Annotated in this window: 13 protein-coding genes; 5 read left to right on the top strand and 8 right to left on the bottom strand. The window is 64.6% G+C overall.

From position 1 onward, the window contains the following. Nucleotides 1–212 precede the first annotated feature (212 nt). Both OUZ49_RS09930 and OUZ49_RS09925 read left to right on the top strand, forming a co-directional pair. Nucleotides 213–1,373, top strand: a complete 1,161-nt coding sequence (locus OUZ49_RS09930; RefSeq protein ID WP_266150224.1) for an acyl-CoA dehydrogenase family protein — start codon at nucleotides 213–215, stop codon at nucleotides 1,371–1,373. 447 nt (nucleotides 1,374–1,820) lie between these two features. Beyond that, complete coding sequence (locus OUZ49_RS09925; RefSeq protein WP_266150223.1) at nucleotides 1,821–2,789, top strand: GGDEF domain-containing protein; 969 nt, start codon at nucleotides 1,821–1,823, stop codon at nucleotides 2,787–2,789. An 88-nt stretch (nucleotides 2,790–2,877) separates the two neighbouring features. Here the strand turns inward: OUZ49_RS09925 and OUZ49_RS09920 are convergent, their stop codons facing one another. Together OUZ49_RS09920 and OUZ49_RS09915 are read right to left on the bottom strand one after the other, a co-directional pair. After that, a complete protein-coding gene (locus OUZ49_RS09920) occupies nucleotides 2,878–6,204 on the bottom strand; it encodes a multidrug efflux RND transporter permease subunit (RefSeq protein WP_266150222.1) in 3,327 nt (1,108 codons plus the stop codon). A gap of 11 nt (nucleotides 6,205–6,215) precedes the next feature. Continuing rightward, on the bottom strand, nucleotides 6,216–7,439 hold the full coding sequence (locus OUZ49_RS09915; protein WP_266150221.1) for an efflux RND transporter periplasmic adaptor subunit: 1,224 nt from the start codon (nucleotides 7,437–7,439) through the stop codon (nucleotides 6,216–6,218). An 809-nt stretch (nucleotides 7,440–8,248) separates the two neighbouring features. On the opposite strand from OUZ49_RS09915, the gene OUZ49_RS09910 reads away from it, so the two are divergent. From OUZ49_RS09910 to OUZ49_RS09900, 3 genes are all read left to right on the top strand, one after another. Then, the gene (locus OUZ49_RS09910) at nucleotides 8,249–13,183 is read left to right on the top strand and encodes an NAD-glutamate dehydrogenase (protein ID WP_266150220.1); all 4,935 of its coding nucleotides are present in this window, start codon (nucleotides 8,249–8,251) and stop codon (nucleotides 13,181–13,183) included. Nucleotides 13,184–13,308: 125 nt separating this feature from the next. After that, nucleotides 13,309–14,082 (top strand): NAD kinase, encoded by a 774-nt coding sequence (locus OUZ49_RS09905; RefSeq protein ID WP_266150219.1) that lies wholly within the window; start codon nucleotides 13,309–13,311, stop codon nucleotides 14,080–14,082. Between the two features lie 177 nt (nucleotides 14,083–14,259). Then, entirely contained in the window at nucleotides 14,260–15,189 is a 930-nt protein-coding gene (locus OUZ49_RS09900; protein WP_266150217.1) for a 5'-nucleotidase, read from the top strand. Between the two features lie 129 nt (nucleotides 15,190–15,318). Here the strand turns inward: OUZ49_RS09900 and OUZ49_RS09895 are convergent, their stop codons facing one another. From OUZ49_RS09895 to OUZ49_RS09870, 6 genes are all read right to left on the bottom strand, one after another. Beyond that, nucleotides 15,319–16,467: a YncE family protein gene (locus tag OUZ49_RS09895; RefSeq protein ID WP_266150216.1), complete on the bottom strand. Its 1,149-nt coding sequence runs from the start codon at nucleotides 16,465–16,467 to the stop codon at nucleotides 15,319–15,321. A 135-nt stretch (nucleotides 16,468–16,602) separates the two neighbouring features. After that, nucleotides 16,603–17,478, bottom strand: a complete 876-nt coding sequence (locus tag OUZ49_RS09890; protein ID WP_266150215.1) for an aldo/keto reductase — start codon at nucleotides 17,476–17,478, stop codon at nucleotides 16,603–16,605. 61 nt (nucleotides 17,479–17,539) lie between these two features. After that, the gene (locus tag OUZ49_RS09885; protein ID WP_266150213.1) at nucleotides 17,540–18,985 is read right to left on the bottom strand and encodes an efflux transporter outer membrane subunit; all 1,446 of its coding nucleotides are present in this window, start codon (nucleotides 18,983–18,985) and stop codon (nucleotides 17,540–17,542) included. A gap of 2 nt (nucleotides 18,986–18,987) precedes the next feature. Next, nucleotides 18,988–22,293, bottom strand: coding sequence for an efflux RND transporter permease subunit (locus OUZ49_RS09880; RefSeq protein WP_266150212.1), 3,306 nt, complete (start codon nucleotides 22,291–22,293; stop codon nucleotides 18,988–18,990). Further along, nucleotides 22,290–25,397 carry an efflux RND transporter permease subunit gene (locus tag OUZ49_RS09875; protein WP_266150210.1) on the bottom strand — a complete coding sequence of 1,036 codons (3,108 nt, stop codon included), beginning with the start codon at nucleotides 25,395–25,397 and terminating at the stop codon, nucleotides 22,290–22,292. The genes OUZ49_RS09880 and OUZ49_RS09875 overlap by 4 nt, the downstream gene beginning before the upstream one ends. Before the next feature lie 19 nt (nucleotides 25,398–25,416). Next, complete coding sequence (locus OUZ49_RS09870) at nucleotides 25,417–26,667, bottom strand: efflux RND transporter periplasmic adaptor subunit (protein ID WP_266150209.1); 1,251 nt, start codon at nucleotides 26,665–26,667, stop codon at nucleotides 25,417–25,419. Between the last annotated feature and the right edge of the window lie 317 nt (nucleotides 26,668–26,984).

Here is a 26,984-nt window from a genome sequence, read left to right as displayed (position 1 = left end):
GGCTAGGCTCCTCCGTGCCATGCGTCAAGAAGAACCGCGGTCTATTCGATGTAGGAGCGCACCCTGTGCGCGAAAAGCCTACGCAGCGGTAACGCCTGATCGCGCACAGGGTGCGCTCCTACAAAGGCGTTGAGGTTCTTGCTGCACCCGCACACGGCTCGTCACGCTCGGCGGGCTAAAATAGCGGGCTGACTCAAGTTCCGGAGTAGTCCATGGATTTCCGATTTACCGAAGACCAACTGTCCATCCAGTCCATCGCCCGTGATTTCGCCCACAAGCGCATCATGCCGGTTGCGGCCGAGCTGGATGCCAAGGGCGAGTTTCCCCTGGAGAACATCCGCGAGATGGGACAGCTGGGCCTGATGGGTATCGAAGTGCCGACCGAGTACGGCGGTGCGGGCATGGACCCGATCGCTTATGTGCTGGCGGTGATCGAGATCGCCGCCGCCGATGCCGCTACGTCGACGATCATGTCGGTCAACAACTCGCTGTTCTGCAACGGCATCCTCAAGCACGGCACCGAGGCGCAGAAGCAGAAATTCGTGCGGGCGATCGCGCAGGGCGAGGCCATTGGCGCGTATGCCCTGACCGAGCCGCAGTCGGGTTCGGATGCCTCGGCGATGCATACCCGTGCCGTCAAGAATGCCGATGGCGACTGGGTCATCAACGGCAAGAAGAGCTGGATTACCTCCGGCCCGGTGGCGCGCTACATCATCCTGTTCGCCATCACCACGCCGGGCATCGGCGCCAAGGGTGTGTCGGCCTTCATCGTTGATACGCAGCTGCCGGGCTTCCACGCCGGCAAGACCGAGCCCAAGCTCGGTATTCGCGCCTCGGCCACCTGCGAAATCGAATTCACCGACTACGTGCTGCCGAAGGACCACCTGCTCGGCGACGAGGGCAAGGGCTTCTCCATCGCCATGGGCGTGCTCGACGCGGGCCGTATCGGTATCGCTTCGCAGTCGGTGGGCATTGCCCGCGCCGCGTATGAGGCGACCCTGCAGTGGTCGCGTGACCGCAAGGCATTTGGCCATCCGATCGGCACGTTCCAGATGACGCAGTCCAAGATTGCCGACATGAAGTGCAAGCTCGATGCGGCAACCCTGCTCACCTTGCGCGCGGCCTGGGCCAAGGGCGAGGCGGAGAAGAATGGTGGACGCTTCGGCACCGAGGCATCCGTGGCCAAGCTCACGGCTTCCGAGGCAGCGATGTGGATTGCCCATCAGGCCGTGCAGATCCACGGCGGCATGGGCTATTCCAAGGAGATGCCGCTGGAGCGCTACTTCCGCGACGCCAAGATCACCGAGATCTACGAAGGCACCAGCGAAATCCAGCGCCTGGTGATTGCGCGCGCGGAAACCGGTTTGCGCTGACCGGCCTGCTGGCTGTGTTGAAACGCCCGGCCGGGATGACCTGCCGGGCGTTTTCGTTTCCAGCCGGCTCGAGCGGAGCTGTTGACGCCGGGCGCGCAAGCGTAAATACTTGCGATTCGCCAGGGAGCCAGGCCCTCCCGCCAAGGATGGCGACTTGCGCTCGACAAGTCCTTGAGTTTCATCATGGCGAATCATCGGCCCACACCGCCCGCATCGAGGCATCAGGCCATGCCACGGCCTGCCAGAGCCTGATCAGTCCGCCTGGCAGGACTCGCCGGCAGCTCATCCAGCCGAACCGGTATGGTCCGACCGCGATAGCGATGCCGCATGCGTCTCGGGCGACTGCTTTCGGCAAGCCAAGGGCCACGACAGTTGACTGTCCCCCTGCCTGTCGGGCCTGATCGGGTACGGCTAGCCATCAGCTGGCACCTGGCTCAGGGGGAAACCATGTCATCGCAAGTGCTGGATAGCGCGCGGAATGGCGCGACGAACTTCGAGGATGCCGAGGGCACGGTCTACAAGGCCTTGCTGGAGTCGACCAAGGCCATTCCATGGAAGATCGACTGGAACACCATGGCCTTCGCCTACGTCGGACCCCAGATCGAGGCCTTGCTGGGCTGGGAACCCTCGAGCTGGGTAAGTGTGCAGGACTGGGCCGATCGCATGCATCCAGAGGATCGGGACTGGGCCGTGGCATTTTGCGTGGCGCAGTCGAAAGCCGGTGTCGATCACGAAGCCGACTACCGTGCGCTGTGCAAGAACGGAGAGTACGTGTGGATTCGCGACGTAGTGCACGTGGTGCGCAACGACGACGGCTCCGTCGACTCACTGGTCGGCTTCATGTTCGACATCAGCGAGCGCAAGCGCACCGAGCAGCGATTGCTTGATCTGCAACGCGAGCTGGAAGCGTTGTCGTACAAGGACGGCTTGACGGGCATCGCCAACCGGCGCCGCTTCGATGCCGTCTTTGAAGAGGAGTGGGCCAACGCACGACGCAGTGGCAAGCCCATGTCGCTGGTCATGCTCGATATCGATTTCTTCAAACAGTACAACGACCACTACGGACACCTGCAAGGCGATTACTGTCTCAAGCTGGTGGCTAACGTGCTGAGCACCGCCGTGAATCGCACCCACGACTTTCTTGCCCGCTTCGGCGGCGAGGAATTCGTGCTGGTGCTGCCGGAGACGGATGCGGCCTCCGCACTTCGCGTCGTCGAGCGATGCCGCGAACTACTCGCGAGCGAGTGGATCCCCCACGAGCGCTCGATGACCGGCAAGGCGCTGACCGTCAGCATCGGTGTCGGCACGGTCGTGCCAGGGCATGGCGACGAACGGCTGTCCTTTGTCGAGCTGGTGGATCGACGTCTCTATCAGGCCAAGCAGCGCGGAAGAAACGCGGTCGTCGCCAGTGATTGATACACGTCACGCATCCTGAGCAAGAAAAAGCCCCGGTCTCGCGACCGGGGCTTTCGTTTTACTTGGCGCGGCTGTCGCCGCGTTCGGATCAGGCCCCGCGACGCGGGTCCGAATCGAACGGCTGCATGCCGCCCGGACCCTGCTGCGGCGGTGGCGTGGTACCGCCGCTGCCGCCTTCGGCTGCCGGGCCGCCGTGGCTGCCGCGGATCGAGCGCGATGCCTCGTCCAGCTTGTCGCCGAGCAGGCGACGCACCACCACGTAGAACACCGGGATCAGCAGCAGGCCCAGGAAGGTGGCGAACAGCATGCCGCCGATCACGCCGGTACCAATGGCGTGACGGGCGTTGGCGCCGGCACCGGTGGAGATGAACAGCGGGAACACACCCAGGATGAACGCCATCGACGTCATCAGGATCGGGCGTAGTCGCAGGCGAGCCGCCTCGATCACGCCGGCGCGCAGCGTCTTGCCTTCCTGCTGTTGCTCGACCGCGAACTCCACGATCAGGATCGCGTTCTTCGCGGCAAGGCCGATCACCGTGATCATGCCGATCTTGAAGAAGATGTCGTTGGACAGGCCGCGCAGCATGGTGAACACCACTACGCCGAGCACACCCAGCGGCACCACCAGCAGCACCGACACCGGAATCGACCAGCTCTCGTACAACGCCGCCAGGCACAGGAACACGATGAAGATGGATAGCACCAGCAACAGCGTGGCCGAGTTGCCCGCCAGGATTTCCTGGTAGGACTGACCGGTCCAGTCGTAGCCGAAGCCCTTGGGCAGACTGTCGTTGATGATGCCCTCAACCACGCCCATGGCCTGGCCGGTGGAGTACCCCGGCCCCTCGTTACCGACGATTTCCACCGCGGAATAGCCGTTGTAGCGGGTCAGCGCCGGTGCGGCCAGGTCCCACTTGGTGTGCACCACGCTTGCCAGGGGAATCATGTTGTTGACGGTAGGCGAGCTGCTGGCCGTGGCCAGCGTGCTGGGCGTGTAGATGTGCTGCAGCGCTTCGGGCCCCATGCGGAAGGGTGCATCGGCCTGCACCATCACGCGCTTCACGCGGCCGCCGTAGGAGAAGTCGTTGACGTACACCGGCGCCAGCATCAGCTGGATCGCGTTGTAGATGTCGCTGACCGAAAGGCCCATCGACTGCGCCTGCTGGCGATCGACGCTCAAATCCAGCTGCGGGGCGCTTTCCAACGTGTTCGGACGCACACCGACCAGGGCCGGGCTCTGTGCAGCCTTGCCCAGCAGGACATTGCGTGCCTGGGTCAGTTCATCGCGCGACTGGCCGGCACGTGCCTGCAGGAACATGTCGATGCCGCCAAACTGGCTGAGGCCGCGGATGGTGGGCAGGTTGACCACGAAGATCTGCGCATCGCGGATGCCGTGCAACTTCATGTTCGCTTGCTGGATGAACTCCGTGGCGGTGATGTCCGGATTGACCTCAGTCGCCTTGCCGGCCTTGACCTGTTCGTCATGGGCGGCCTTCGCCTGCTTCTGCTTGTCGCTGAAGTTGCGTTCGCCCCAGGGCTTGAGGCGGATGAAGTTCATGCCGGTGTTCTCACCGGTGCCGACGAAGCTGAAGCCCGCGATCTGGAACACGCCATCGACGGCCGCGTCCTTCAAGAGCACCTCGCGGATCTGCCGGTTCACGTCCTTGGTGCGTTCCAGGCTGGCGCCTGGCGGCAAGGTCACGATGGCCAGCGCATAACCCTGGTCCTCGTCAGGCACGAAGCTGGTCGGCACGCGGGTGAACAGGACGCCGCACAACAGCACGATGAGCACGAACACGATCATCCAGCGCGGCGCATGCTTGACGGCACTGCCGATGTGGCCGGTGTACGTCTGGGTCACCCAGCCGAAGACATCATTGAACTTGCGGTAGATGATGTTTTTCTTCTGGGTATGCGTGGGCTGCAGGATGGTCGCGCAAAGCGCCGGTGTGAACGACAGCGCCAGGAAGGCAGAGAAGCCCATCGATACCGCGATGGTCAGCGCGAACTGCTTGTAGATCACGCCCGAGGCGCCCGGCTGCAAGGCCGACGGCACGAACACCGCGGCGAGCACCACGGTGATGGCCACCACCGCGCCGGTGATCTGGCCCATCGCCTTGCGCGTCGCCTCCTTGGGCGACAGGTGTTCCTCGCTCATGATGCGTTCGACGTTTTCGATCACCACGATCGCGTCGTCCACCACGATGCCGATAGCCAGCACCATGCCGAACAGGGTCAGCTGGTTGATGGTAAAGCCCAGCGGCAGCAGGCCCAGGAAGGTACCCAGCAGGGCGACCGGAATCACCAGGGTCGGAATGATGGTGGCGCGGAAGTTCTGCAGGAACAGCAGCATCACCAGGAACACCAGGATGATTGCCTCGATCAGGGTGTGGACCACTTCCTTGATCGAGATCTTCACGAAGCTGGTGCTGTCGTACGGCGCAAACCAGGTCACGCCTTCCGGAAAGCTCTTGGCCAGTTCGTCCATCTTGGCGCGAACGGCGGTGGCCACGTCCAGCGCGTTTGCGCCAGGCAGCAGCTGCACGCCGAACGAACCGGTGGCGGTGCTGTTCCAGGTGGCGGCGAAGCCGTAGCTCTGCGGCCCGAAGTCGATGCGGGCGACATCGCCAAGCCTGACCACGGTGCCATCGCTGTCGGCGCGCAGGATGATGTTTTCGAACTCGCTGGGCGTGACGAAGCGGCCTTCCGCCGACACGGTGACGCTGAAGCCCTGGCCGTTGACGGCCGGGTCGGAACCGAGCGAGCCGGCGGCGAACTGCACGTTTTGCGTCTGCAGCGCGGTCAACACCTGCGTCGCGGAGAGGTTGTAGCCCTGCAGCTTGTCCGGGTTGAGCCAGACGCGCATGGCGTATTCCGAGCCTAGCTGGCGGGTGCTGCCTACGCCCGGAATACGGCCAATCTGGTCCAGTACCTGCGAGGACACGATGTCGGTGAGCTTGTCACCGTCGATGCGCGGGTTGTCCGACGTCAGCGCCACGAACATCAGGAAGTCGGGGTTGCTCTTGGCCACCACGACGCCCTGCAGGTTCACCTCGGCAGGCAGGCGCGGGCTGGCCAGCGCCACCTTGTTCTGCACCTGCACCTGGGCGATGTCCGGATCCGTGCCGGTCTCGAAGGTCAGCGTCACCGTCGCCGAGCCGCTGGAGCTGGACGAGGAGCTGAAGTACAGCAGGTGATCGATACCGGTCAGCTGCTGCTCGATCACCTGGGTGACGGTCTTCTCGGTGGTATCCGCGCTGGCGCCGGGGTAGGTCGCGTTGACCGTCACCTGCGGCGGGGCGATGTTCGGATACGACTCGATACCCATGTTCAACACCGCGATGGTGCCGCACAGGGAGATCAGGATCGCCACCACCCACGCGAAAATGGGGCGGTCAATAAAGAAACTCGGCATGGTCGACTCCCTTACTGCCCGCCGGCCGGCTTGCCGCTAGCCGGGGCCTGGCCCGGCTTGGCGGCACCGCCCGGGGCGCCCTGGTCGGGCTGCCACGGCGCTGCCTTCGCCGGTGCGCCTTCCTTGACCCGCTGCAGGCCCGACACGACCACTTGATCGCCTGCCTGCAGACCGTTGGTGACGATCCAGTTGTTGCCGCTGGTGTCGTTGGCGGTGACGTTCTTGCGCACCACCTTGCCATCCTCACCGACCACCATGGTGTAGGCACCGACCGTGTCGCGCAGCAGCGCCGCCTGGGGTACCAGGAACACGTTGTGCTGCTCGCCGAGGTTGGCGTCGATGGTGACGTACTGGCCCGGGAGCAGGGTGCGGTTGGGATTCGGCAGCTGCGCGCGCAGGTTCACCGCGCCGGTGGACGGGTTGACCGTGGTGTCGGAGAAATCGAGCGTGCCTTGCTGGTCGTAGACGCTGCCGTCGGGCAGGGTCACCGCCACGGTGGCCTTGTTCTGTTCGGACAACGTCACCTTGCCGGTGTTCTGGGCGCGACGCAGCCGGTCGAGGTCGGCCACGCTCATGGTGAAATTCACATAAAGCGGATCGAGCTGGTCAACGGTGGTGAGCAGGGTGGCGTTGGCACCGGTATCGGCCGTGCTGCTGCCGACGATGGCGCCTTCGGTGACCTGCTGCTGGCCGGAGCGGCCATCGATCGGGGCAGTGATCTTGGTATAGCTCAGGTTGACCCGGGCGGTCTGCACCACGGCTTCGGCCTGCAGCACCGCGGCTGCGGAGCTGCGCTCGGTGGCTTCGTCCGCATCCAGCTGGGCTTTGGACACGAAGCCCTTCGGTACCAGGGCACGATCACGCTCGGCCTGGACATGGGCATTGGCATAGGTCGCCTTGGCCGCGGCCAGGTTGGCCAGGTCCGCGTTCAGTGCGGCCTGATAGGGCGCCGGGTCGATCTCAAACATCAGCTGCCCCTGCTTGACGTCACTGCCTTCGACGTAGACGCGCTTGAGCAGCAAGCCGGACACGCGGGCGCGCACGTCGCCACTGCGATAGGGGGAAAGACGGCCCACGAGGCTCTTGCGCAAGGGCTCGGTCTGCGGCTGCACCTTGACCACGCCAACCTCCGGCGGCGGCATCTGCGGCGGACCTTGCTCCTTGCCTTTGCCACAGGCGGCCAGTGAGAGCAGGCCAAGGCACAGCAGGGGTGTGCGCAATGACGAGGACTTCATGTGGGCTCCATTCTTCTTAATGTGGTCGGGATGCAGCACATCGACGCCACTCCGGGCGCCGACGAAAGGGGGTGAGCTTACGTTGAGCGCACGACCGCCCCGAGTGCCTTTGGTCCTGGGGAGAGGCCCTGGGCGGGATCGGGGCGCAAGCTGCGGCTCACGCATAGTGAGCGGGCGTGGACTATACCGTACAGTTTAAAATTTGTAGAGCCGTTGACTTTGCCTCTCGATTGACGCCAAGAGCCCGCCGCGTGGGGAGAAAAGTGACAGGCCACGCCTGCTCCGAGGGCCGTTCTCGCCGCGCCGGACCCGGGCGGTCAATTTTGACCTACATCCGTGAAGGAACAGTGTCGGCCTCGGACCCGGTGCCCACGCTTCGACATCTTCTCGACCGGTGCGGGCTGTGGAGATCCTAGCTGAGGCATTCGCCAGCCTGACGGTGCGCATCGCGCATCGTTTTTTCTGTTGCGTTGCAGCGTGCAAGGTCAGGCCGAGGTGCACCCGACGTGATCGACCGGTGTGACATACGCGCAGGTATTGCAGTAGTGGCAACGCGGCACAAAGCTGCCGACAGTGTCGGCAACATGCGGTAGTCACGGGTTTTTTTGCGACTAGCAGCGATGCCGTGAAAACTGTCATGCATGTTTGCGCGCACGCGTTACGCACTCATCTTCGGTGTTGCTGCGAGAGCGTCATGACCTGCTACAAGCTGAAGTTGTCTCACTGCAAAGGTAGCTAAGGTCTGACGCGAGGCGTATTCTTCTAGAGCTTTTTTTGCCTCATTCCGTCTCCACTGAACAGTAGATGCCATGAACGCGATTCGTGCGGCTAGCAACGGCTCCTTCCCCACTGTTGTTTTCGAAGAACTGAAGAAAAGCGGACTACCGACCCAGCGCCTTGATGAGGCGCAATTTTTTATCAACGCTTTCTTTGCGCGTATTGCAGATAGCGATCTGCGAACCCACACGACGACCGAATGGGCCGCCTTGATCGCGGACCTGCTCGATTTCATGCAGCAGCGTCAGCCAGCCCGCGCCTCCGTGCGCGTGATCAATCCTGGCGCCGGCCACGAAGGCCGCAGCTATATCCAGGTGGTGACGGACGACATGCCGTTCCTGGTGGACACCGTGACCATGGTCGCGGCCGAACATCTGCAGATTCACTTGGTGATCCATCCGGTCGTCGACGTGACGCGCGATGCGGCAGGCAAACTGCTCAAGCTCGGCGCCGAGGACGTTCAGCCCGAATCGGTGATGCATTTTGAAGTGGACCGCGTGGCCGACGAGGCGGCGCAGGCCCAGCTGAAGGCGAAGCTCGAGGGCGCGCTGGAGGACGTGCGCATCGCCGTGGCCGACTGGCCGAGGATGCGTGACAAGGCGTTGGCCATCGCCGCCGACCTGCCGTCGCGCGAGCTCCCGCTGGACGCCGCATCGGTCAAGGAGGCCGCGGAATTCCTGCGCTGGCTCGCCGATGACAACTTCACCTTCCTGGGCTATCGCGAATACGTGGTGACCGAGGCCGATGGCGAGGAAGTGCTGCGTGCCGACGAATCGTCGGGCATGGGCATCCTGCACAGGCTCGAGCGCTCGCTGGCTCCGCGCTCGCTGCGCACCCTGGTGGCGCACGACCTTCCGCAGTCGGGCTCGACCGATGCCATCATCCTCACCAAGACCAATGCACGTTCGCACGCGCATCGCTCCGGGTACATGGATTACGTGGGCGTGCTCAAGTTCGATGCCGCCGGCAAGCCGATCGCCGAGCAGCGTTTCCTGGGGCTGTTCACGTCCAGCGCGTACATGTCGCGTCCGCAGATGGTGCCGCTGGTGCGCCAGAAGTTCGAGTACGTGATGGAGCGCTCGGGCCTCAAGCGTGACTCGCACTCGGGCAAGGCGCTGCGCCACATCCTCGAGGTGCTGCCACGCGACGAGTTGTTCCAGGCCAGCGAGGAGGAGCTGTACGGAGTCTCGATGGGCGTGCTGGAACTGCGCCAGCGTGCGCGCACGCGCCTGTTCGTGCGCCACGACCGCTACGGCCGCTTCATTACCTGCACGGTGTTCGTGCCGCGCGAGCGCTTCAACACCGCGGTGCGCGAGCGCATCGAATCGCTGATGCGCACCAGCATGCGCGGCGAGTACCTGGATTCCTCCGTGCTGATGGGCGAGGCCGCCCTGGTGCGCCTGCACGTGGTGGTGCGCCCGAAGATCGGCGACCACGTGCAACTCGACGTGGCCGAGCTGGAGAAGGGCGTGGCCGCGATCGTGCGCAACTGGCAGGACGACCTGCGTGATGCGCTGGTGGCCAAGCTCGGCGACCAAGACGGTGTGGTGTTGGCGAACCGTTATGGCAAGGCCATGCCCGCGGGCTACGTCGAAGACGTGGCGCCCGCCGCCGCCGCCGAGGACGTGCGCCAGCTGTCGCTGCTGAAGGGCGATGACGCAGTGCGCATGTCGTTCTACCACCCGGTCGCGCGCCCTGAAGAGCTACGCTTCAAGATCTACCGCAGCGGTGGCGACATCGCGTTGTCCGAGGTGCTGCCGCAGTTGGAGAACCTGGGCCTGCGCGTGCTCACCGAGCACCTATACGACGTCCACGTGGGTGACGCCACGCTGTACATCCAGGACTTCGAGGTCCAGACCGCCGGCAGCCTGGCCTTCAGTGTGGAGCAGGTGGGTTCCCAGTTCGAAGACGCTTTCGAACAGATCTGGCGCGGCAACGCCGAGAACGACGGCTTCAATCGCCTGGTGCTTGGCGCCAAGCTGAGCTGGCGCCAGATCGCCATGCTGCGCGGCTACTGCAAGTACCTGCTGCAGACGGGCGTGGCGTTCTCGCAGAGCTACATGGAGGACGCCTTCAACCACTACCCGGCGATCGCCGGCCTGTTGGTGGAGCTATTCCTTGCCAAGTTCGATCCGCGCCGTGAATCGCTGTCCGCCGCGGAATTGCACAAGGCGGGCCAGGCGCTGGCCGGCGAAATGCAGGCGCTGATTCCGGAGTCCGTGCGTGCGGCGCATCCGGCCCTGATCGATGGTCTGGTGGGTGCGCTTTCCAAGCCGCGCGCCGAGCAGATCACCGTGGTGGAAGAGGCGATCGGCACCTTGCTGGAAACCGTGTCCAGCCTGGACGACGATCGCATCCTGCGCAGCTTCATGGCGTTGATCCGCGCGACCCTGCGCACCAGCTTCTTCCAGCAGTGGGAGGGCGCGTACCGCAGCTACATCAGCTACAAGTTCGATTCGCACGGCGTGCCGGAACTGCCAAAGCCGGTGCCGTACCGCGAAATCTTTGTGTGCGCGCCGCGCGTGGAAGGCATCCACCTGCGCTTTGGTGCCGTTGCCCGTGGCGGCCTGCGCTGGTCCGACCGCCGCGAGGATTTCCGCACCGAGGTGCTGGGCCTGGTCAAGGCGCAGATGGTGAAGAACACCGTCATTGTGCCGGTCGGTTCCAAGGGCGGCTTCTTCGTGAAGCGTGCGCCGGTGAACGGCGACCGCGATGCACAGCTGGCGGAAGGCATTGCCTGCTACCGCATGTTCATCAATGGCCTGCTCGACATCACCGACAACCTGGTCGAGGGCAAGGTCAAGCCGCCGCACGACGTGGTGCGCCACGACGCCGACGACCCGTACCTGGTGGTGGCTGCCGACAAGGGCACGGCCACGTTCTCCGACATCGCCAATGCGATCTCGATCGAGCACGGCTTCTGGCTGGGCGACGCGTTCGCGTCGGGCGGTTCGAACGGCTACGACCACAAGGGCATGGGCATCACGGCGAAGGGCGCCTGGGAATCGGTGAAGCGCCACTTCCGCGCGCTGGGCCGCAATACCCAGACCGAGGATTTCACCTGCGTCGGCATCGGCGACATGTCGGGCGACGTGTTCGGCAATGGCATGCTGCTGTCGCGCCATATCCGCCTGCTGGTGGCGTTCGACCATCGCCACATCTTCTTCGACCCGAATCCGGATACGGAGCGTTCGTTCGTCGAGCGCGAGCGCATGTTCAAGCTGCCGCGCTCGAGCTGGGAGGACTACGACAAGTCGTTGATCTCCGCCGGTGGCGGCGTCTACTCGCGCAGCCTGAAATCGATTCCGGTGTCGCCGGAAGTGCGTGCCGTGCTTGGCCTCAAGGCCGAGGTGACCCAGCTGGCGCCGAACGAGCTGCTCAGCGCCATCCTGAAGGCGCCGGTGGACCTGCTGTGGAACGGCGGCATCGGCACCTATGTGAAGTCCAGCAACGAAACGCATGCCGATGTGGGCGATCGCGCCAACAACGGCTTGCGCGTCAATGGCGGCGAGCTGCGCTGCAAGGTGGTAGGCGAGGGCGGCAACCTGGGCTTCACCCAGAAGGGACGCATCGAGGCTGCCCAGCATGGCGTGCTGCTGAATACCGACTTCATCGACAACTCCGCCGGCGTGGACACCTCCGATCATGAGGTGAACATCAAGATCCTGCTGAACGATGCCGTGCAGCGTGGTGAGTTGACCGATGACGCTCGCAACAAGCAGCTGGCCGCGATGACCGATGAAGTCGGCGAGCTGGTGCTGTGGGACAACTATCGCCAGAACCAGGCCATCACGTTGATGGAGCATCAGTCGGTGGCGCGCATCGGCTCGATGGCGCACTTCATCCGCATGCTGGAGAGCGAAGGCCTGCTCGATCGCCAGGTGGAGAACCTGCCGAGCGAAGCGGAGCTGGTCGAGCGCAAGACGCGCGGCATCGGCATGACGCGCCCGGAACTGTCGGTGCTGCTGTCGTACGACAAGCTCAAGCTGTTCCAGCAGTTGCTGGACTCCGACGTGCCGGAAGATCCGTACCTGTCGAAGGAGCTGGTGCGCTACTTCCCCGAGCCGTTGCACACCAAGTACGCCGAGCACATGCAGCGCCATCGCCTGAAGCGCGAGATCATCGCCACCGCGGTGACCAACTCGACGATCAACCGCATGGGCGCCACCTTCATGATGCGCATGCAGGAAGATACCGGCCAGGGTCCGGCGGCGATTTCCAAGGCCTACACGGCGGCGCGCGAGATTCTCGGCGCCCGTTCGTTGTGGTCGGAGGTCGAGGCACTGGACGGCAAGGTGGCCGAGAACACCCAGATCGACGCCATCCTGCAGATCTGGTCGCTGCTGCGTCACATGACCCGTTGGCTGCTGAACCGCCCGGGCGGCACGCTGGACATCAACGCCAATGTCGAGCGTTACCAGAACGGCGTGTCGGCCTTGCACGCCGCCTTGCCTGCGGCGCTCACCGACACTGGCAAGGCCGACTTCGCCACCAGCCAGGAAAAGTGGGAAGGCCTCGGCCTGACGTCGGAACTGGCCCTGCGCCTGGCGCGCATCCCCGAGCTGCGCGCCATGCTGGACATCGTGGAAGTCGCGCAGCAGAGCGGTCAGCCGATCGACAAGGTGGCCAGCGTGTTCTATGAGCTGGGCGAATCGCTCGACCTGGAATGGCTGCGCAGCCAGATCGAGGCGCTGCCGGTCGAGGGTGCCTGGCACGCCCAGGCACGCGGTTCGCTGCTGGACGAGCTCAACCACCAGCACCGCGCCCTGGTCCTGCAGGTGCTGTCGCTGACCGGCGGCTCCAAGGACATCTCGCCGGTGCAGGCATGGCTGCAGCGTGACGATGCCACGCTGAAGTACACGCGCAACATGCTGGCGGAGATCCTCACCCAGAACGCGGACTACCCGATCGCTTCGGTCGCGGTCCGTCGCCTGGCCCAGCTGGCGCAGGTGCCGGTCAACCAGTAAGTCATGGATCCCGGCGCCTGGCGGGCGCCGGGGCCTTTGTGGTTGGGAAACCAAGGGCGCAGATCGGCAACGGTCTTGCGCCCTTCGTCCATCTACGCTCAACTGAGGCCTTCGCTACCTGACCGATGTCCGGCCCTATGCGCTTTGCCTTTGTCGCCAGCGGTACCAATGTTGCCCAGCAAGCCCGGCGCAAGCTCACGGAGCGCTACGGCGACCTGGCCCCGGAGCAGGCCGATGTGATCGTCGCGCTCGGTGGCGACGGCTTCATGTTGCGCACCCTGCATGCCTATCGCGACTTGCCGGCGCCGGTCTATGGCATGAAGCTGGGGCGCGTCGGCTTCCTCATGAACAAGCATCGGATCGACGGCCTGGATGCACGCATCGAGCGTGCGCACGCTGCCGTCCTTTATCCCCTGGAAATGCGCGCCACCGATGCCGAAGGGCAGACACATCATGCCTTGGCGTTCAACGAGGTGTCGTTGTTGCGTCAGAGCAACCAGGCCGCGCATCTGGAAGTGAAGCTCAACGATACGGTCAAGCTCACCACCCTGGTGTGCGATGGCATCCTGGTGTCGACGCCGGCGGGGTCGACGGCCTACAACCTTTCCGCACACGGTCCCATCCTGCCGCTGGATGCCAATGTGCTGGCGCTGACGCCGATCAGCCCGTTCCGGCCGCGGCGCTGGCGCGGCGCCATCCTGCCGCATCGCACGCTCGTCACCTTGCGCATTCTCGATCCCGGCAAGCGGCCGGTGAGCGCCACCGCCGATTTCCACGAAGTGCGCGACGTGCGCGAGGTCGAAATTCGCCAATCGGCAGGCCACGGCGTACGCCTGCTGTTCGACCCCGAGCACAATCTGGAGCAGCGCATTCTGGATGAGCAGTTTGCGCCGGATTGACGGTGGAGCCGGGGGCGAGGGGTGAGTAGTGAGGGCGCGAAGTCTGACCACCTGAGGTAAGCGTCCCGTCGTTGTCAGAAGGGTCGTCGCTCCGTCCAGGCTTACCTCAGGTGGTTGGTTTTGGCGCCCTCACTACTCATCCCTCATCCCGGCTCCGCTTTTGCTAGATTGGACACTATGAACACCCCCACCCCCGACGCCCACGATCCCTCTTCAGTCGGTGACAACCGGTTGGTGGTGGCGATTTCCTCGCGCGCCCTGTTCGACCTGGGTGATAGTCACGCGCTGTTCGAGCGCGATGGCCTGGATGCCTACCGCTCGTTCCAGATCGAGCATGAGGACGAGATCCTGAAGCCGGGTGTCGCGTTCCCGCTGGTGCAAAAACTGCTCGACCTCAACAAGCTGGCCGGTGACGTGCCACCCGTGGAAGTGATCCTGCTGTCGCGTAATTCGGGCGATACCGGCCTGCGCATCTTCAATGCGATCCAGCATTACGGACTTGAGATCAGCCGCGCTGCGTTCACCAGCGGGGCACCTACGTCGGACTATATCGCGCCGTTCAAGACCGACCTGTTCCTGTCCGCCAACGCCGAAGACGTGGGCCGTGCGCTCGCCGCCGGCGTGGCCGCCGCCACCATCCTGCCGTCGACCGCGCCGCCGCGCGCCACCGAACAGCTGCGTATCGCCTTTGATGGCGACGCCGTGATCTTCGGCGACGAAGGCGAGCGGGTGTCGCGCGAGGAAGGCCTGGAAGCGTTCCATCGCAGCGAACACGCGCTGGCCGACCAGCCACTGTCGGTAGGACCGTTCCGCGGCTTCCTCACCGCCCTGCATCGCCTGCAGGCAGCGTTTCCCGCGGAAGACTCACCGATCCGCACCGCGCTGGTGACGGCGCGCTCGGCACCTGCACACAAGCGCGTGATTCTCACCCTGCGCCGCTGGGGCGTGCGTATCGACGAGGCCTTGTTCCTCGGCGGCCGCGACAAAGGGCCGTTCCTCGACGCCTTTGGCGCCGACATCTTCTTCGACGATTCGCCGGCCAACGTGGAGTCGGCGCGCAAGCACGTCGCCACCGGTCACGTACCGCACGGCGTAAGCAACCGCTAAACCCATATGTATGTAGGAGCGCACCCTGTGCGCGATCACGGCGTCACCGCTACGTAGGCTTATCGCGCACAGGGTGCGCTCCTACATCCACACAAGGGTTTGCGGCCTTGATGGATGCTGGTTGGGGCGTCAATCCGGCGTGGGAATGAATTCGACCAGCTTCGCGTCAAACAACGTCGCGACCAGGGTGTGGCCATCGGGCAGGAAGCTGACTTCGCGCGGAAAGCCCGACGCGGCGGCCGTCATCAGCTTCATCGAAGATGCCCCCGCCGCATAGTCCAGGCCCGCGATCTGGCCGTCACTCCTCTTGCCAAACCGGTTGGACAAGGCGACCCACACCTGCTTGTCGTCCGGGCGGACCACGACGCCGATGGGATTGGCGCCGATGGCGTAGGAGTCAAACGTGGATTGCGTGGATTTGGCGAGCCAATCGTCGGCCTGAAAGCGCAACAAGGCGTTGCCACCGCGCGCGGTGACCCAGATTTGCTTGCCGGAAGGCGATACGGCCACGCGCACGGGATTGCATCCGGCGGGCAAGGCCGACACCAGGGCGGCCCTGGGATCGGAGACGACCTTGTCGACATCCACGCGGAGCAGGAGACCTTGCGGGTGCATCCGCCCCTTGCCGTCTTCCGACTGACAGGTATTGGGCAGGCCCCGTGATGCCGGGCCGATCTCGCTCGTCGCGTAGAGCCAGCGCCCATCGGGAGACAGGGCCAGTCCTACCGGGGCGAATGCGGTCGGTATATGCCCGATGGCGGTCTTGTTCTGGAACGTGTCCGCGCGGGCCTGGGCCAGGTCGAAGATGCTGATCCTCCTGGCATCCTCGTCACTGACGAAGAGCAGCCTGTCGTCCAGGCTGATCGCCGTATAGATCGCGCCCGCGTTCGACCCGTTGTGGAACAGGCCAAGCAGGGGGCTGGCGTCACCTTGCTCGAGTGCGGCGACATCCAGCACGGCGGTGTCGTCAGCGTCGGCCACCACCAGCACCTTGCCGTCGTGGGTCAGTGACGCGCCGTAGGCATTGCCGCTCAGGTCGAAGCTGCGATCGAGGTTGAACGCGCCATCCTGGTTGTGCAGTACGGCCACGGCGCCACGGTTCCTGCCCATGTCCAGCGTGACGAACACCCAGCAGCCGTCGGCACTGGCCACGGCAGCGAAGGGGTGGCCTTGCAGGGCGATGCTGGCGGCGTTCGACGGTGCCACGCAAGTCGAGGCTTCCGCGCGCACGCCGAGCACCAGGGCGAGTAGGCCAACGACCAAGCATCCCAATTTCATGACTATCCTTCGGTCCGGCGTGGAAGATCAGCACAGGGGTCAGCGCGGCGATCACCCTGTAGGAGCGCACCCAGTGCGCGACAAACCTACGTAGCGGTAACCCCGTGATCGCGCACAGGGTGCGCTCCTACACAATCAGGGGACCGAATGGCCCTTGCTCGCCGTCCAGATCGCGTACCAGTCATCGGCGTCGAGTTTCACATCCAGGGCGGCGACCGCATCGCGCAGGCCTTCGATGCGGCCGGTGCCGGTAATCGGGTGCGGGCGTGATGGATGGCGCAGCACCCAGGCGAACGCTAGGGTGGTCAGGCTGATGCCGTAGCGGCTGGCTATCTCGGTCATTTCCGCGCGCAGGCGCACGGCTTGTTCGTCTTCGCCGGTGAACAGGTGGCCGCCGCCCAGTGGCGACCAAATCATCGGGCGCAGGCCCAGCTGTTGTGCCTGGTCGAGCGTGCCGTCGTCCAGCGCGTCCATCTTCAGCGGAGACAGTTCGATCTGGTTGGTCAGCAGCGGGTGCTGTTGATGCAACAGCGCGAACTGGCTGGTGGAAAAGTTGGAGACGCCCCAATGCGCCACCTTGCCCTCGCGGGTCAGTGCGGCGAAGGTCTCGGCCAGCGCAGCGGCGTCCATCAGATAGTCGGGGCGATGGATCAGCACCAGGTCCAGCTGTTCCGTGTGCAGCTTGCGCAAGGACAGTTCCACCTGCTCGCGCACATACGCTGCGGAGCTGTCGTAGTAGTTGATGCGATAAGCATGCTCGGCAGAGCGCAGGCGAATGCCGCACTTGCTCACCAGTTGCATGCGCGCGCGCAACGCAGGCGCGGCCTTCAAGGCCTCGCCGAATTCGCTCTCGGCGCGATAGTCGCCGTAGATATCCGCGTGATCGAACGTGGTGATGCCCAGCGCCAGCGCCTGTTCGACCCAGCGCACGCGCTCGGCCACGCTGAGTTTCCACGAGGTGATGCGCCAGAGGCCGGCGACGATGGGCGAGAGTTCAAGACGAGGCGGCATCGCTGGATCTGACGTGGAAAGACGCGCAGTGTGCCAAGCGCACTGCGCCTGCGCCATAGGCTCAGCGTTTGGCCGTCGCCTGTTTTGCGTCGCCCAGTGCGCTGGCCGACCAGCCGCCGCCCAGGTCGCCGATCAGCGACACCGCATTGAGCAGGCGTTGCTGCTGCACGTTCAGCGCGGTCTGTTGCGTGCTCAGCTGGGTCGTCTGGGCCGTGGCCACGGTGGTGTAGTCGACGGTGCCGGCCTGGTATTCGTTGAAGGCGATCTCGGCGCCGCGGTCGGCATCGTGCACGGCGGCATCCAATACCTCGGCCTGCTGGGCCAGGATGCTGGAGCCGGCAAGATCGTCCTCGACGTTGCGGAAGGCGGTCAGCACGGTGCCGCGATAGTTGGCGACGGCGGCATCGTAGGTAGCCTCGGCGGCGACGACCTCGCCATGGCGTGCGCCGGCATCGAACAGCGTTTCCGTGGCGCTGGCACCCAGCGACCACACGCGGTTCGCGATATGCAGCAAACCGGCCAGTGGCGATTGCGAGAAGCCGTCGGTGCCGGTCAGCGAGATGTTCGGGTAGTAGGCCGCGATGGCGACGCCGATGGCGGCGTTCTGCGCGGCCATCTGGCGCTCGGCCACGGCGATGTCCGGCCGACGTTCGAGCAGGGTGGACGGCACGCCCGAGGGTACCGTCGGCAGGGCCGGCAAGCTGGTGCTGTGCGGGATGTCCAGGTCTTCCGGATTCTTGCCGACCAGTACCGCAATCGCGTGGGCATCCTGTGCGCGGGCAACGCCGAGCGCGATCAGGCTGGATCGTGCGTTTTCCAGCTGCGTGCGTGCGGTAATCACGTTGGACGGGGCGATGGTGCCGGCCTTGTCCTGGTTGCTCACCACGCGCAGGGATTCCTGGTACGCGGCGACGGTCTTTTGCAGCAGGTCGATATTGGCGTCGGTCACGCGAAGATCGATCACGGCGGTGGCCAGCGCGGTCTGCTCCGACAACGTGGCATTGGCCAGGGTCGCTTCGCTGGCCTGGGCGTTCGCCTTGTTCTCTTCGACGGTGCGGCGGACCTTGCCCCAAAAATCGGGTGCCCAGCTGGCCGTGCCTTCGAGCGAGCCGGACGACGTCACCTGCCGGATATGTTCGGCGGCGCCGGCATTGGTGGTGGCCACGCGATCCCGGGTGACGTCACCGGTAATGCCGATGGTCGGGAACAGGGCGCTGCGGGCCACCTGGACTTCCGCCAGCGCGGCCTGGTAGTTCGCGTAGTCCGTGCGTACGGTCTGGTTCGAGACCACGACCATGGGTTCGAGCTCATTGAGCAGCGGATCGTTGAAACCCGCCCACCAATTGCCCTTGGCCACGTCTTCCGCCGGAGCGGCGGCGGTCCAGCCGGGCAGCTCCTTGTATTGGATCGGCACGCTCACCTGCGGGCGGTGGTAGTCCGGGCCGACCATGCAGCCGGTTAGCCACAGCGTCATCGAGACGGCCAAAGTTTTGCGTGGGGTTTTCATGGTCATGCACTCGCGTCCGAACGGTTCCACGGCAGGGTTTCCGACCACGTGGCGAGCCTGGCGCGCAGGCGGTCGAGATAGAGGTAGATCACTGGCGTGGTGTACAGCGTGAAAACCTGGCTGAGGATCAGGCCACCCATCACGGTGATGCCCAGCGGCTGGCGCAGCGAGGCGCCCTGGCCAATGCCGACGGCCAGAGGCACCGCGCCCAGCACGGCGGCCGCCGTGGTCATCATGATCGGGCGCAGTCGTATCACGGCGGCTTGGTGGATCGCCTCCGGTGCCGGCAGGCCGTCGTCGCGCTGCAGGTGGATGGCGACGTCGATCATCATGATGGCGTTCTTCTTGACGATGCCGATCAGCAGGATGATGCCGATCATCGCAATCACCGAGAACGGCGTGCCGAAGATCAGCAGGGCCAGCGTGGCGCCAATGCCCGCCGAGGGCAGGGTGGAGAGGATGGTGATCGGATGGACGGTGTTCTCGTAGAGGATGCCGAGCACGATATAGACCGCGGCGAGTGCCGCGAGTATCAGCAGGGGCATGGTCGACATGGACTGCGCGTACACCTGCGCGGCACCGGCCGAGCTGCCATGGATGGAAGCCGGCAGGCCCAACTCCTGCGAGGCCTGCGCGATCGCCGCGAACGCACTGCTCAAGGAACCGCCCGGCGGCAGGTTGAAGGAGATGGTGGCGGCGACCAGGCCGCCCTGGTGGCTGACCTGGGTCGCGGTGTGGTTGCTGACATAGGTCGCCAGCGCGGGAAACGGCACCATCGTCTCTGGCGCCGTGCTGTCTGCACTGCCGCTGGAACTGCCGCCCTTCGAATTGGAAATGGCATTGGTGAGCTGGTTCGCCTCGGCATCGGCATTGCGTGCATTGGTGTTCGCCGAGGAACCCGACGACGTGCTCACGGCCGACACGGCGGTGACCGGCTTCACCAGCGCACTGGACAGCTGCGTCTGCTGGGTGCCGCTGGCATTGCCGGCCGCGGTGCTGAAGCGGATCCGCTCGAGCATCTGCGGGTACTGCCAATACTTCGGCGCCACCTCCATCACCACGAAATACTGGTTGAGCTGGTTGTACACGGTCGAGACGGTGCGCTGGCCGAAGGCGTCGTAGAGCACGTTGTCGAGCTGGTTCGGCGCAAAGCCGTAGCGCGACGCGGTGGCGCGATCCATGTTGACGAAGATCTGCAGGCCGTTCTGCTGCAGGTCCGAATTCACGTCCGTCATCTGGGTGTGATACTTGCCCAGCTCGGCTACCAGCCGCGGCACCCACAGGAACAGCGCTTCCGGGTCGTCGCTGGTCAGCGTGTACTGGTATTCGGAGGCCGACTGTCGTCCGCCGATATGCAAATCCTGCGCGGCCTGCAGGAACAGCTTGGCGCCCGCGACCGCGTTAAGCCGGGGCCGCAGGCGATCGACCACCTGCGCGGCCGAGAGCTTGCGCTTCGCCAGCGGTTTCAGCTCGATGAATACATTGGCGGTATTCAGTGCCCGGCCACCAGTAAAGCCGGCGACCGATTCGACAGCGGGGTCTTTCTCCACGATGTCCTGCAGCTGCGCGAGCTTCCTCTCCATCGCCTGGAACGAGATGCTCTGGTCCGCGATGATCTGGCCGATCAGGATGCCGTTGTCCTGCTCCGGAAAAAAGGTGGAAGGCACCAGCTTGATCAGGAAGACGTTCAGCACGATCAGGCCAATCAGGGTCAAGCCCACCAGCAGGGCGTGATCGAGCACGGCCGTGAGCGAGCGAGAGTACGCGTTCTTGAAGCGCTCGAACTGGCGCTCATACCAGAGGGCCCAGCGCGCCTTCGAATGCAGGGTGCGGCGGTTGAGCACGTAGGCCGCCATGGTCGGCGTGACGGTCAGCGAAATCACCAGCGACAACAGGATCGCGATCGACAGCGTCACCGCGAATTCATGGAACAGCAGGCCGACGATGCCCGGCATCAACAGGATCGGCAGGAACACCGCGATCAGGGACAGGCTCATCGAGATCACCGTGAAGCTGACCTCGGCGCTGCCGCGCAAGGCCGCTTCGCGCACGTCCATGCCCGACTCGACGTGGCGCACGATGTTTTCCAGCACCACCACCGCATCGTCGACGACGAAGCCGGTGCCGATGGTCAGCGCCATCAGCGAGAGATTGTCGATGCTGTAGCCAAGCAGGTACATCGGCCCGAACGTGCCGACGATCGACAGCGGCAGCGCCACCGCCGGCACCAGGATTGCGCGCGGCGATTGCAGGAAGATATAGACCACGCCGATCACCAGCAGCACTGCGATGAACAAGGTGCGCTCGGTGTCGTTCACCGCCGCATTCACTGACTGCGAGCGGTCCAGGGCAATGCCGATATGCACATTGCGCGGCAGGGTCGCCTCGATCGATGGCAGCACCTTGCGGATCTGCGCCACGGTCTTGACGATATTGCCGCCGGGCAGCGGATAGACGATGACCAGCACCGCATCCTTGCCGTTGTAGAGGCCGGCATTGCGGATGTTCTCCGCCGAGTCCAGCACGTTGGCGACATCGCGCAGCAGTACCGGCGCACCGTTGCGATAAGCCAAAACCAGGTCGCGGTACGGCGCGGCCTTGTTGATCTGGTCGTTGGACAGCACTTCGAAGCGCTGGCCGTTCTCGTCGATATGGCCCTTGGCGCTGTCGGCATTGGCGGAACTGATGGCGGCGCGCACGTCTTCCAGCCCGATGCCGTAGCTGTTGAGCTGATCGGGCTCCAGCTCCACGCGCACCGAGGGCAGGGCGCTGCCGCCGAGGGTGATCTGGCCCACGCCATCGACCTGGGACAGCTGCTGCTGGATCACCGAATCGGCCGAGTCGTAGAGCTGGGCGCGGGTCAGCGTCTTTGACGTCAGCGCCAGCACCATGATCGGCGAGTCGGCCGGGTTGTATTCGCGATACGTTGGGTTGTTGCGCAAGGTGGTGGGCAGGTCCGCGCGCGCGGCCTGGATGGCGGCCTGGACGTCACGCGCCGCGCCGTTGATATCGCGGTTCAAGCCGAACTGCACCACGATTTGCGAAGTGCCGACCGAACTCTGCGAGGTCAGTTCGGTGACATCGGCAATCGTGCCCAGGCGCCGCTCCAGCGGCGCGGCCACCGTCGCGGCCATGATGTTGGGACTGGCGCCGGCCAGGTTCGCCTGCACCACGATGACCGGAAACGTGATGTTCGGCAGCGGTGCCACCGGCAGCCGGAAATACGCCAGCAAGCCGGACAGCAGGATGGCGACCGCCAGCAAGGTGGTCGCCACCGGTCGCTTGATGAAGAGCCCGGGGATGCTCACGGCACGGGCTCGGTAGCCTGTTCGGGATCCTTGCGGCGGAAGCGCTGCGCAAGCCGATCAAAGAACAGGTAGATCACCGGCGTGGTGAACAGTGTCAGCATCTGGCTCAACGCCAGGCCACCAATGATGGCCAGGCCCAGCGGGCGGCGCAGCTCCGAACCGGTACCGGTGCCCAGCAGCATCGGCAGTGCGCCCAGCATGGCCGCCAGCGTGGTCATCAGGATCGGGCGGAAGCGCAGCAGCGAGGCCTCGAAGATCGCTTCCTCCGGCGGCTTGCCGTGGTCGCGCTCGGCCTCGAGCGCGAAGTCCACGATCATGATCGCGTTCTTCTTGACGATTCCGATCAACAGCACGATGCCGATGATGCCGATCACGTCCAGGTCGCTGCCCGCGATCATCAAGGCCAACAGCGCGCCGATACCGGCCGAAGGCAGGGTCGAGAGAATGGTCAGCGGATGGATGAAGCTCTCGTACAGCACGCCAAGCACAATGTAGACGGCGACCAGGGCGGCGATCAGCAGATAGACCTCGCTTGAGAGCGAATCCTGGAAGGCCTGCGCTGCACCCTGGAACGACGAGGTGATCGACGAGGGCAGGTTCACCGCCTTCTCGGCCTGGTTGACCTCCTCGACCGCCTTGCTCAGCGAGGCATCCTTGGCCAGGTTGAACGAAATGGTCACCGACGGAAACTGCGCCAGGTGACTGAGCACCAGCGGCGACTTGGTGATCTTGATGGTGGCGATGCCCTTGAGCGGCACCTGGCCGGTGCTGCTGGTCTGGCTAGGGAGGTACAGGTCGCCCAGCGACTCCACCGTCGGCATGCTTTCGGGCTTGGCCACCAGGATCACGCGGTACTGGCTGGACTGGTTGAAGATGGTCGACACGATGCGCTGGCCCAGCGCGTCGTACAGCGCGTTGTCGATCGTCGCCGCGGTAATGCCAAAGCGCGCCGCCAATTGGCGGTTGACCTCGACGTCCACGCTGAGGCCATCGTTGTTGAGGTCGCTGGTGACGTCGGTGATCGACTTGATGTTCTTCATGCGCGTGATCAGCTCGGGCACGTATTGCATGAAGGCCTGCTGGCTCGGCCCGCGCAGCACGAACTGGTACTGGTTCGGCGACACCGTGGTGTCGAGGGTGAGATCCTGTTCCGGCTGCAGGTACAGCTTGATGCCCGGTATGTTCGCCACCTCGCCCTGGATGCGCCGGGCAATCTCGGCCGCGGTCGACGAGCGGTCGTCGATGGCCTTCAGGTTGATCAGGAAGCGGCCGTTGTTGAGCGTGGTATTGGTGCCGTCGATACCGACGTACGACGTGAGTCCAGTCACGTCCTGATCCTTCAGAATTGCTTCCGCCAAGGCCTGCTGCCGGTTCACCATCGCGCTGTAGGACACCGAGTTGTCGGCGATGCTGATGCCCTGGATCACGCCCACATCCTGCACCGGGAACAGGCCCTTGGGGATCACCACGTACAGGATGACGGTCAACACCAGGGTGGCGACGAAGACGATCAAGGTCAGCGTCTGCCGTGCCATGACGAAGCTGAGGCCGCGCTTGTAGGCATCCAGGGTCTTGTTGAACAAGCCCTCGCTGACGCGCTCGAAGCGGCTGGGGTGACGCTGGGCCTGCGCCCGCAACAGGCGCGCGCACAGCATCGGCACCAGGGTCAGCGAGACGATGCCGGACAGCACGATGGTGACCGCCAGGGTCACCGCGAACTCGCTGAACAGGCGTCCGATCACGCCACCCATGAACAACAGCGGGATCAGCACGGCAATCAGCGACACGGTCAGCGAGAGAATGGTGAAGCCGATCTGCCCGGCGCCTTCCAGCGCGGCCTCCAGCGGCGTGCGACCTTCCTCCAGATAGCGCACGATGTTCTCGATCATCACGATCGAGTCGTCGACGACGAAGCCGGTGGCGATGATCAGCGCCATCAGCGAGAGGTTGTCGATCGAGTAGTTCAGCTCATACATCAAGGCCAGCGTGCCGATCAGCGACACCGGCACCGAGATGCTGGGAATGAAGGTGGCCGGCACATTGCGCAGGAACACGAAGATCACCAGCACCACCAGCACGATGGCCAGTACCAGCTCGAACGCCGCGTCGCTGACCGAAGCACGGATCACGCCGGTGCCGTCGGCCACGACCTGCACCTTCATCCCCGCCGGCAAGGTGGATTCCAGCGCCGGCAGCTCCTGCATGATCTTGTTGACCGTGGCGATCACGTTCGCCCCCGGCTGGCGCTGCACGTTCAGCACGATGGCCTGGGTGGTGTTGAACCAGGCGCCTTGCTCGGTATTCTGCGGCGCGTTGGTGACGCGGCCCACGTCGCGCAGGAACACAGGGGCGCCGTTCTGGTAGGCGACCACCGTGTTGAGATAGTCCTCCGGATCCTGGATCTGGTCGTTGCCGTTGATGGTGTAGTTCAGGTACGGGCCATCGAAATTGCCCTTGGGCTGGCTGACATTGGTGTTCGCGATCAACGAACGCAGGTCGTCGATATTGAGTCCGTACGCGGCCAGCTTCCTGGGGTCGGCCTCCACCCGCACGGCAGGAACATTGCCGCCGGCCGGGGTGACCAGGCCGACGCCCGAGACTTCGGAAATCTTCGCGCCCAGCCGGTTGCTGGCGACGTCCTGCAGCTGCGTCAGCGACATCGAATTCGACGTGATCGCCAGCGTGAGAATAGGCTGGTCGGCCGGATTGACCTTGGCATAGGTCGGCGGCGCCGGCAGGCCCGAGGGCAGCAGGCTGTTGGCGGCGTTGATCGCCTCCTGCACGTTCTGCTCGGCCACGTCGAGGTTGAGCGACAGGTCGAACTGCAAGGTGATCACCGACGCGCCCGCCGAGCTGTTCGAGGTCATCTGCTGCAGGCCGGGGATCTGGCCCAGCTGCACCTCGAGCGGCGCCGTCACCGTGGTCGCCATCACCGTCGGGCTGGCGCCGGGATAAAAGGTTTGCACCTGGATCGTCGGGTAGTCGACGTCGGGCAGGGAGGACACCGGCAGGAAGCGCACCGCGACCAGGCCCACCAGCACCAGGGCGATCATCAGCAGCGAGGTCGCCACCGGCCTGAGGATGAACAGGCGGGAAATATTCATGGGATGGCCGGTCCGACGATCACGACGACGCTGAGTTGGCGCCGTGCGCTCGCTTGCCGCTGTCGTGCTGGGCAGGTCCCGCGGATGACGCCGCTGCCGGGGCAGCACCCGCGGCAGTCGGCTTCGCCGCGGCGATCTTGATCTTGGCGCCGTCGCTCAGGCGGTCGGTGCCATCGGTCACGACCTGCTGGCCCGCCGCGAGTCCCGCCAGGATCGCCGTATGCCGGCCATCGCTGGGCCCCAGCGTCACCTTGTGCACGGAGACGCTCTGGTCGGCATTCACCAGGTAGACGAAATCACCCGGCGCACCGCTGAGCACCGCTGGCGTGGGCACCAGCACCGCGTTGTGCATGGTGTCGACCAGCAGCTGCGTGTTGACGAACTCGTTGGGGAACAACACTTCGTCGTCGTTGGGGAAGGTGGCGCGCAAGGTCACCGTGCCGGTGCTGGTCGCCATCTGGTTGCTCAGCGCGAACAGCGTGCCGGTGCCCAGTTGCTTGGTGTTGTTGCTGTTGTAGACCGTCACCGGCAGCTTGGCGCCGGCATTCACGCGCTGCAGCACCTGGTTCAGGGAATTCTGCGGCACCGTGAATTGCACCGTGGTCGGCTTCATGGTGGTGATGGTCACGATGCCCGGCGAGCTCGACTGGGTGACGAAGTTGCCGGGATCGACCAGGCGCAGGCCAACGCGCCCGGCCACCGGCGCGGTGATGTGGCAATACTCGATATTGAGTTCGGCCTGCGCGATGTTGGCCTTGTCGACCTTCACCGCTGCTTCGTTCTGCTGCACCAGGAACTGCTGGCCGGTATAGGTCTGCTCGGCAATCGAATGCTGCTCGTGCAACTGGGTGTAGCGCGCCAGGTCGGAGCGTGACTGGGCCAGGCTCGCCATATCCTTGGCCAGTTGGGCTTCCGCCTGCTGCTTGTTGATCTCGAACTGGCGCGGGTCGATCTGGGCGAGGAACTGCCCCTTGCTCACGTCCTGGCCTTCCTGGTAACCGACGGCGGTAAGGTAGCCGCTCAATTGCGGCAGCACGTTGATGGTGGCGACCGGCGTGACCGTGCCCAGCGCATTGAGGATGACCGGCATGTCACCCAGCGATACGGTGGCGACGCTGACGACTTGCGGTGGATTGCCGGGCTTGGTTTTGGCGCCGGTCAGGATATGCACCACCATCAGCACGATCAGGACGATGACGATGATGGCGGCGATCAACCAGCCCCGACGTTTGCGCACGTGTCCGGTTGTTGTCGACGTGTCGGCACTCATACGCCATCTCCCAGCGGGTCATTGCAAGCTTCACAAGGCAAGCAAGCACACATCCATCATTCGAAGCGTTGCCGACTCAAATGACGTGGCTTGCCGACAGCAAAAAGCTGTCGTGACAATTTCAACGACTCGTTGCCCCTGCGGTTGACCGCGGACGGCGTCATCTTCTCGCCTGCCAAGGGCGCGCCGCCCGGGTTTCAGTCGTAGGTGCTTGATATCGCTGCCACGCATGACTGATGGCATAGCCGTCGTCACGGATTGGTGATCATCGGCGGCTAGCGCCTGAGGCGAGCCCGGCCGATGGCGTCGGGCGGGGA

Origin of the sequence: Dyella halodurans (assembly GCF_026283925.1) — a bacterium.
GTDB lineage: Bacteria > Pseudomonadota > Gammaproteobacteria > Xanthomonadales > Rhodanobacteraceae > Dyella > Dyella halodurans.
Note: the sequence above shows the minus strand (reverse complement) of the source record. Positions and strands in the feature narration are given on the sequence as shown.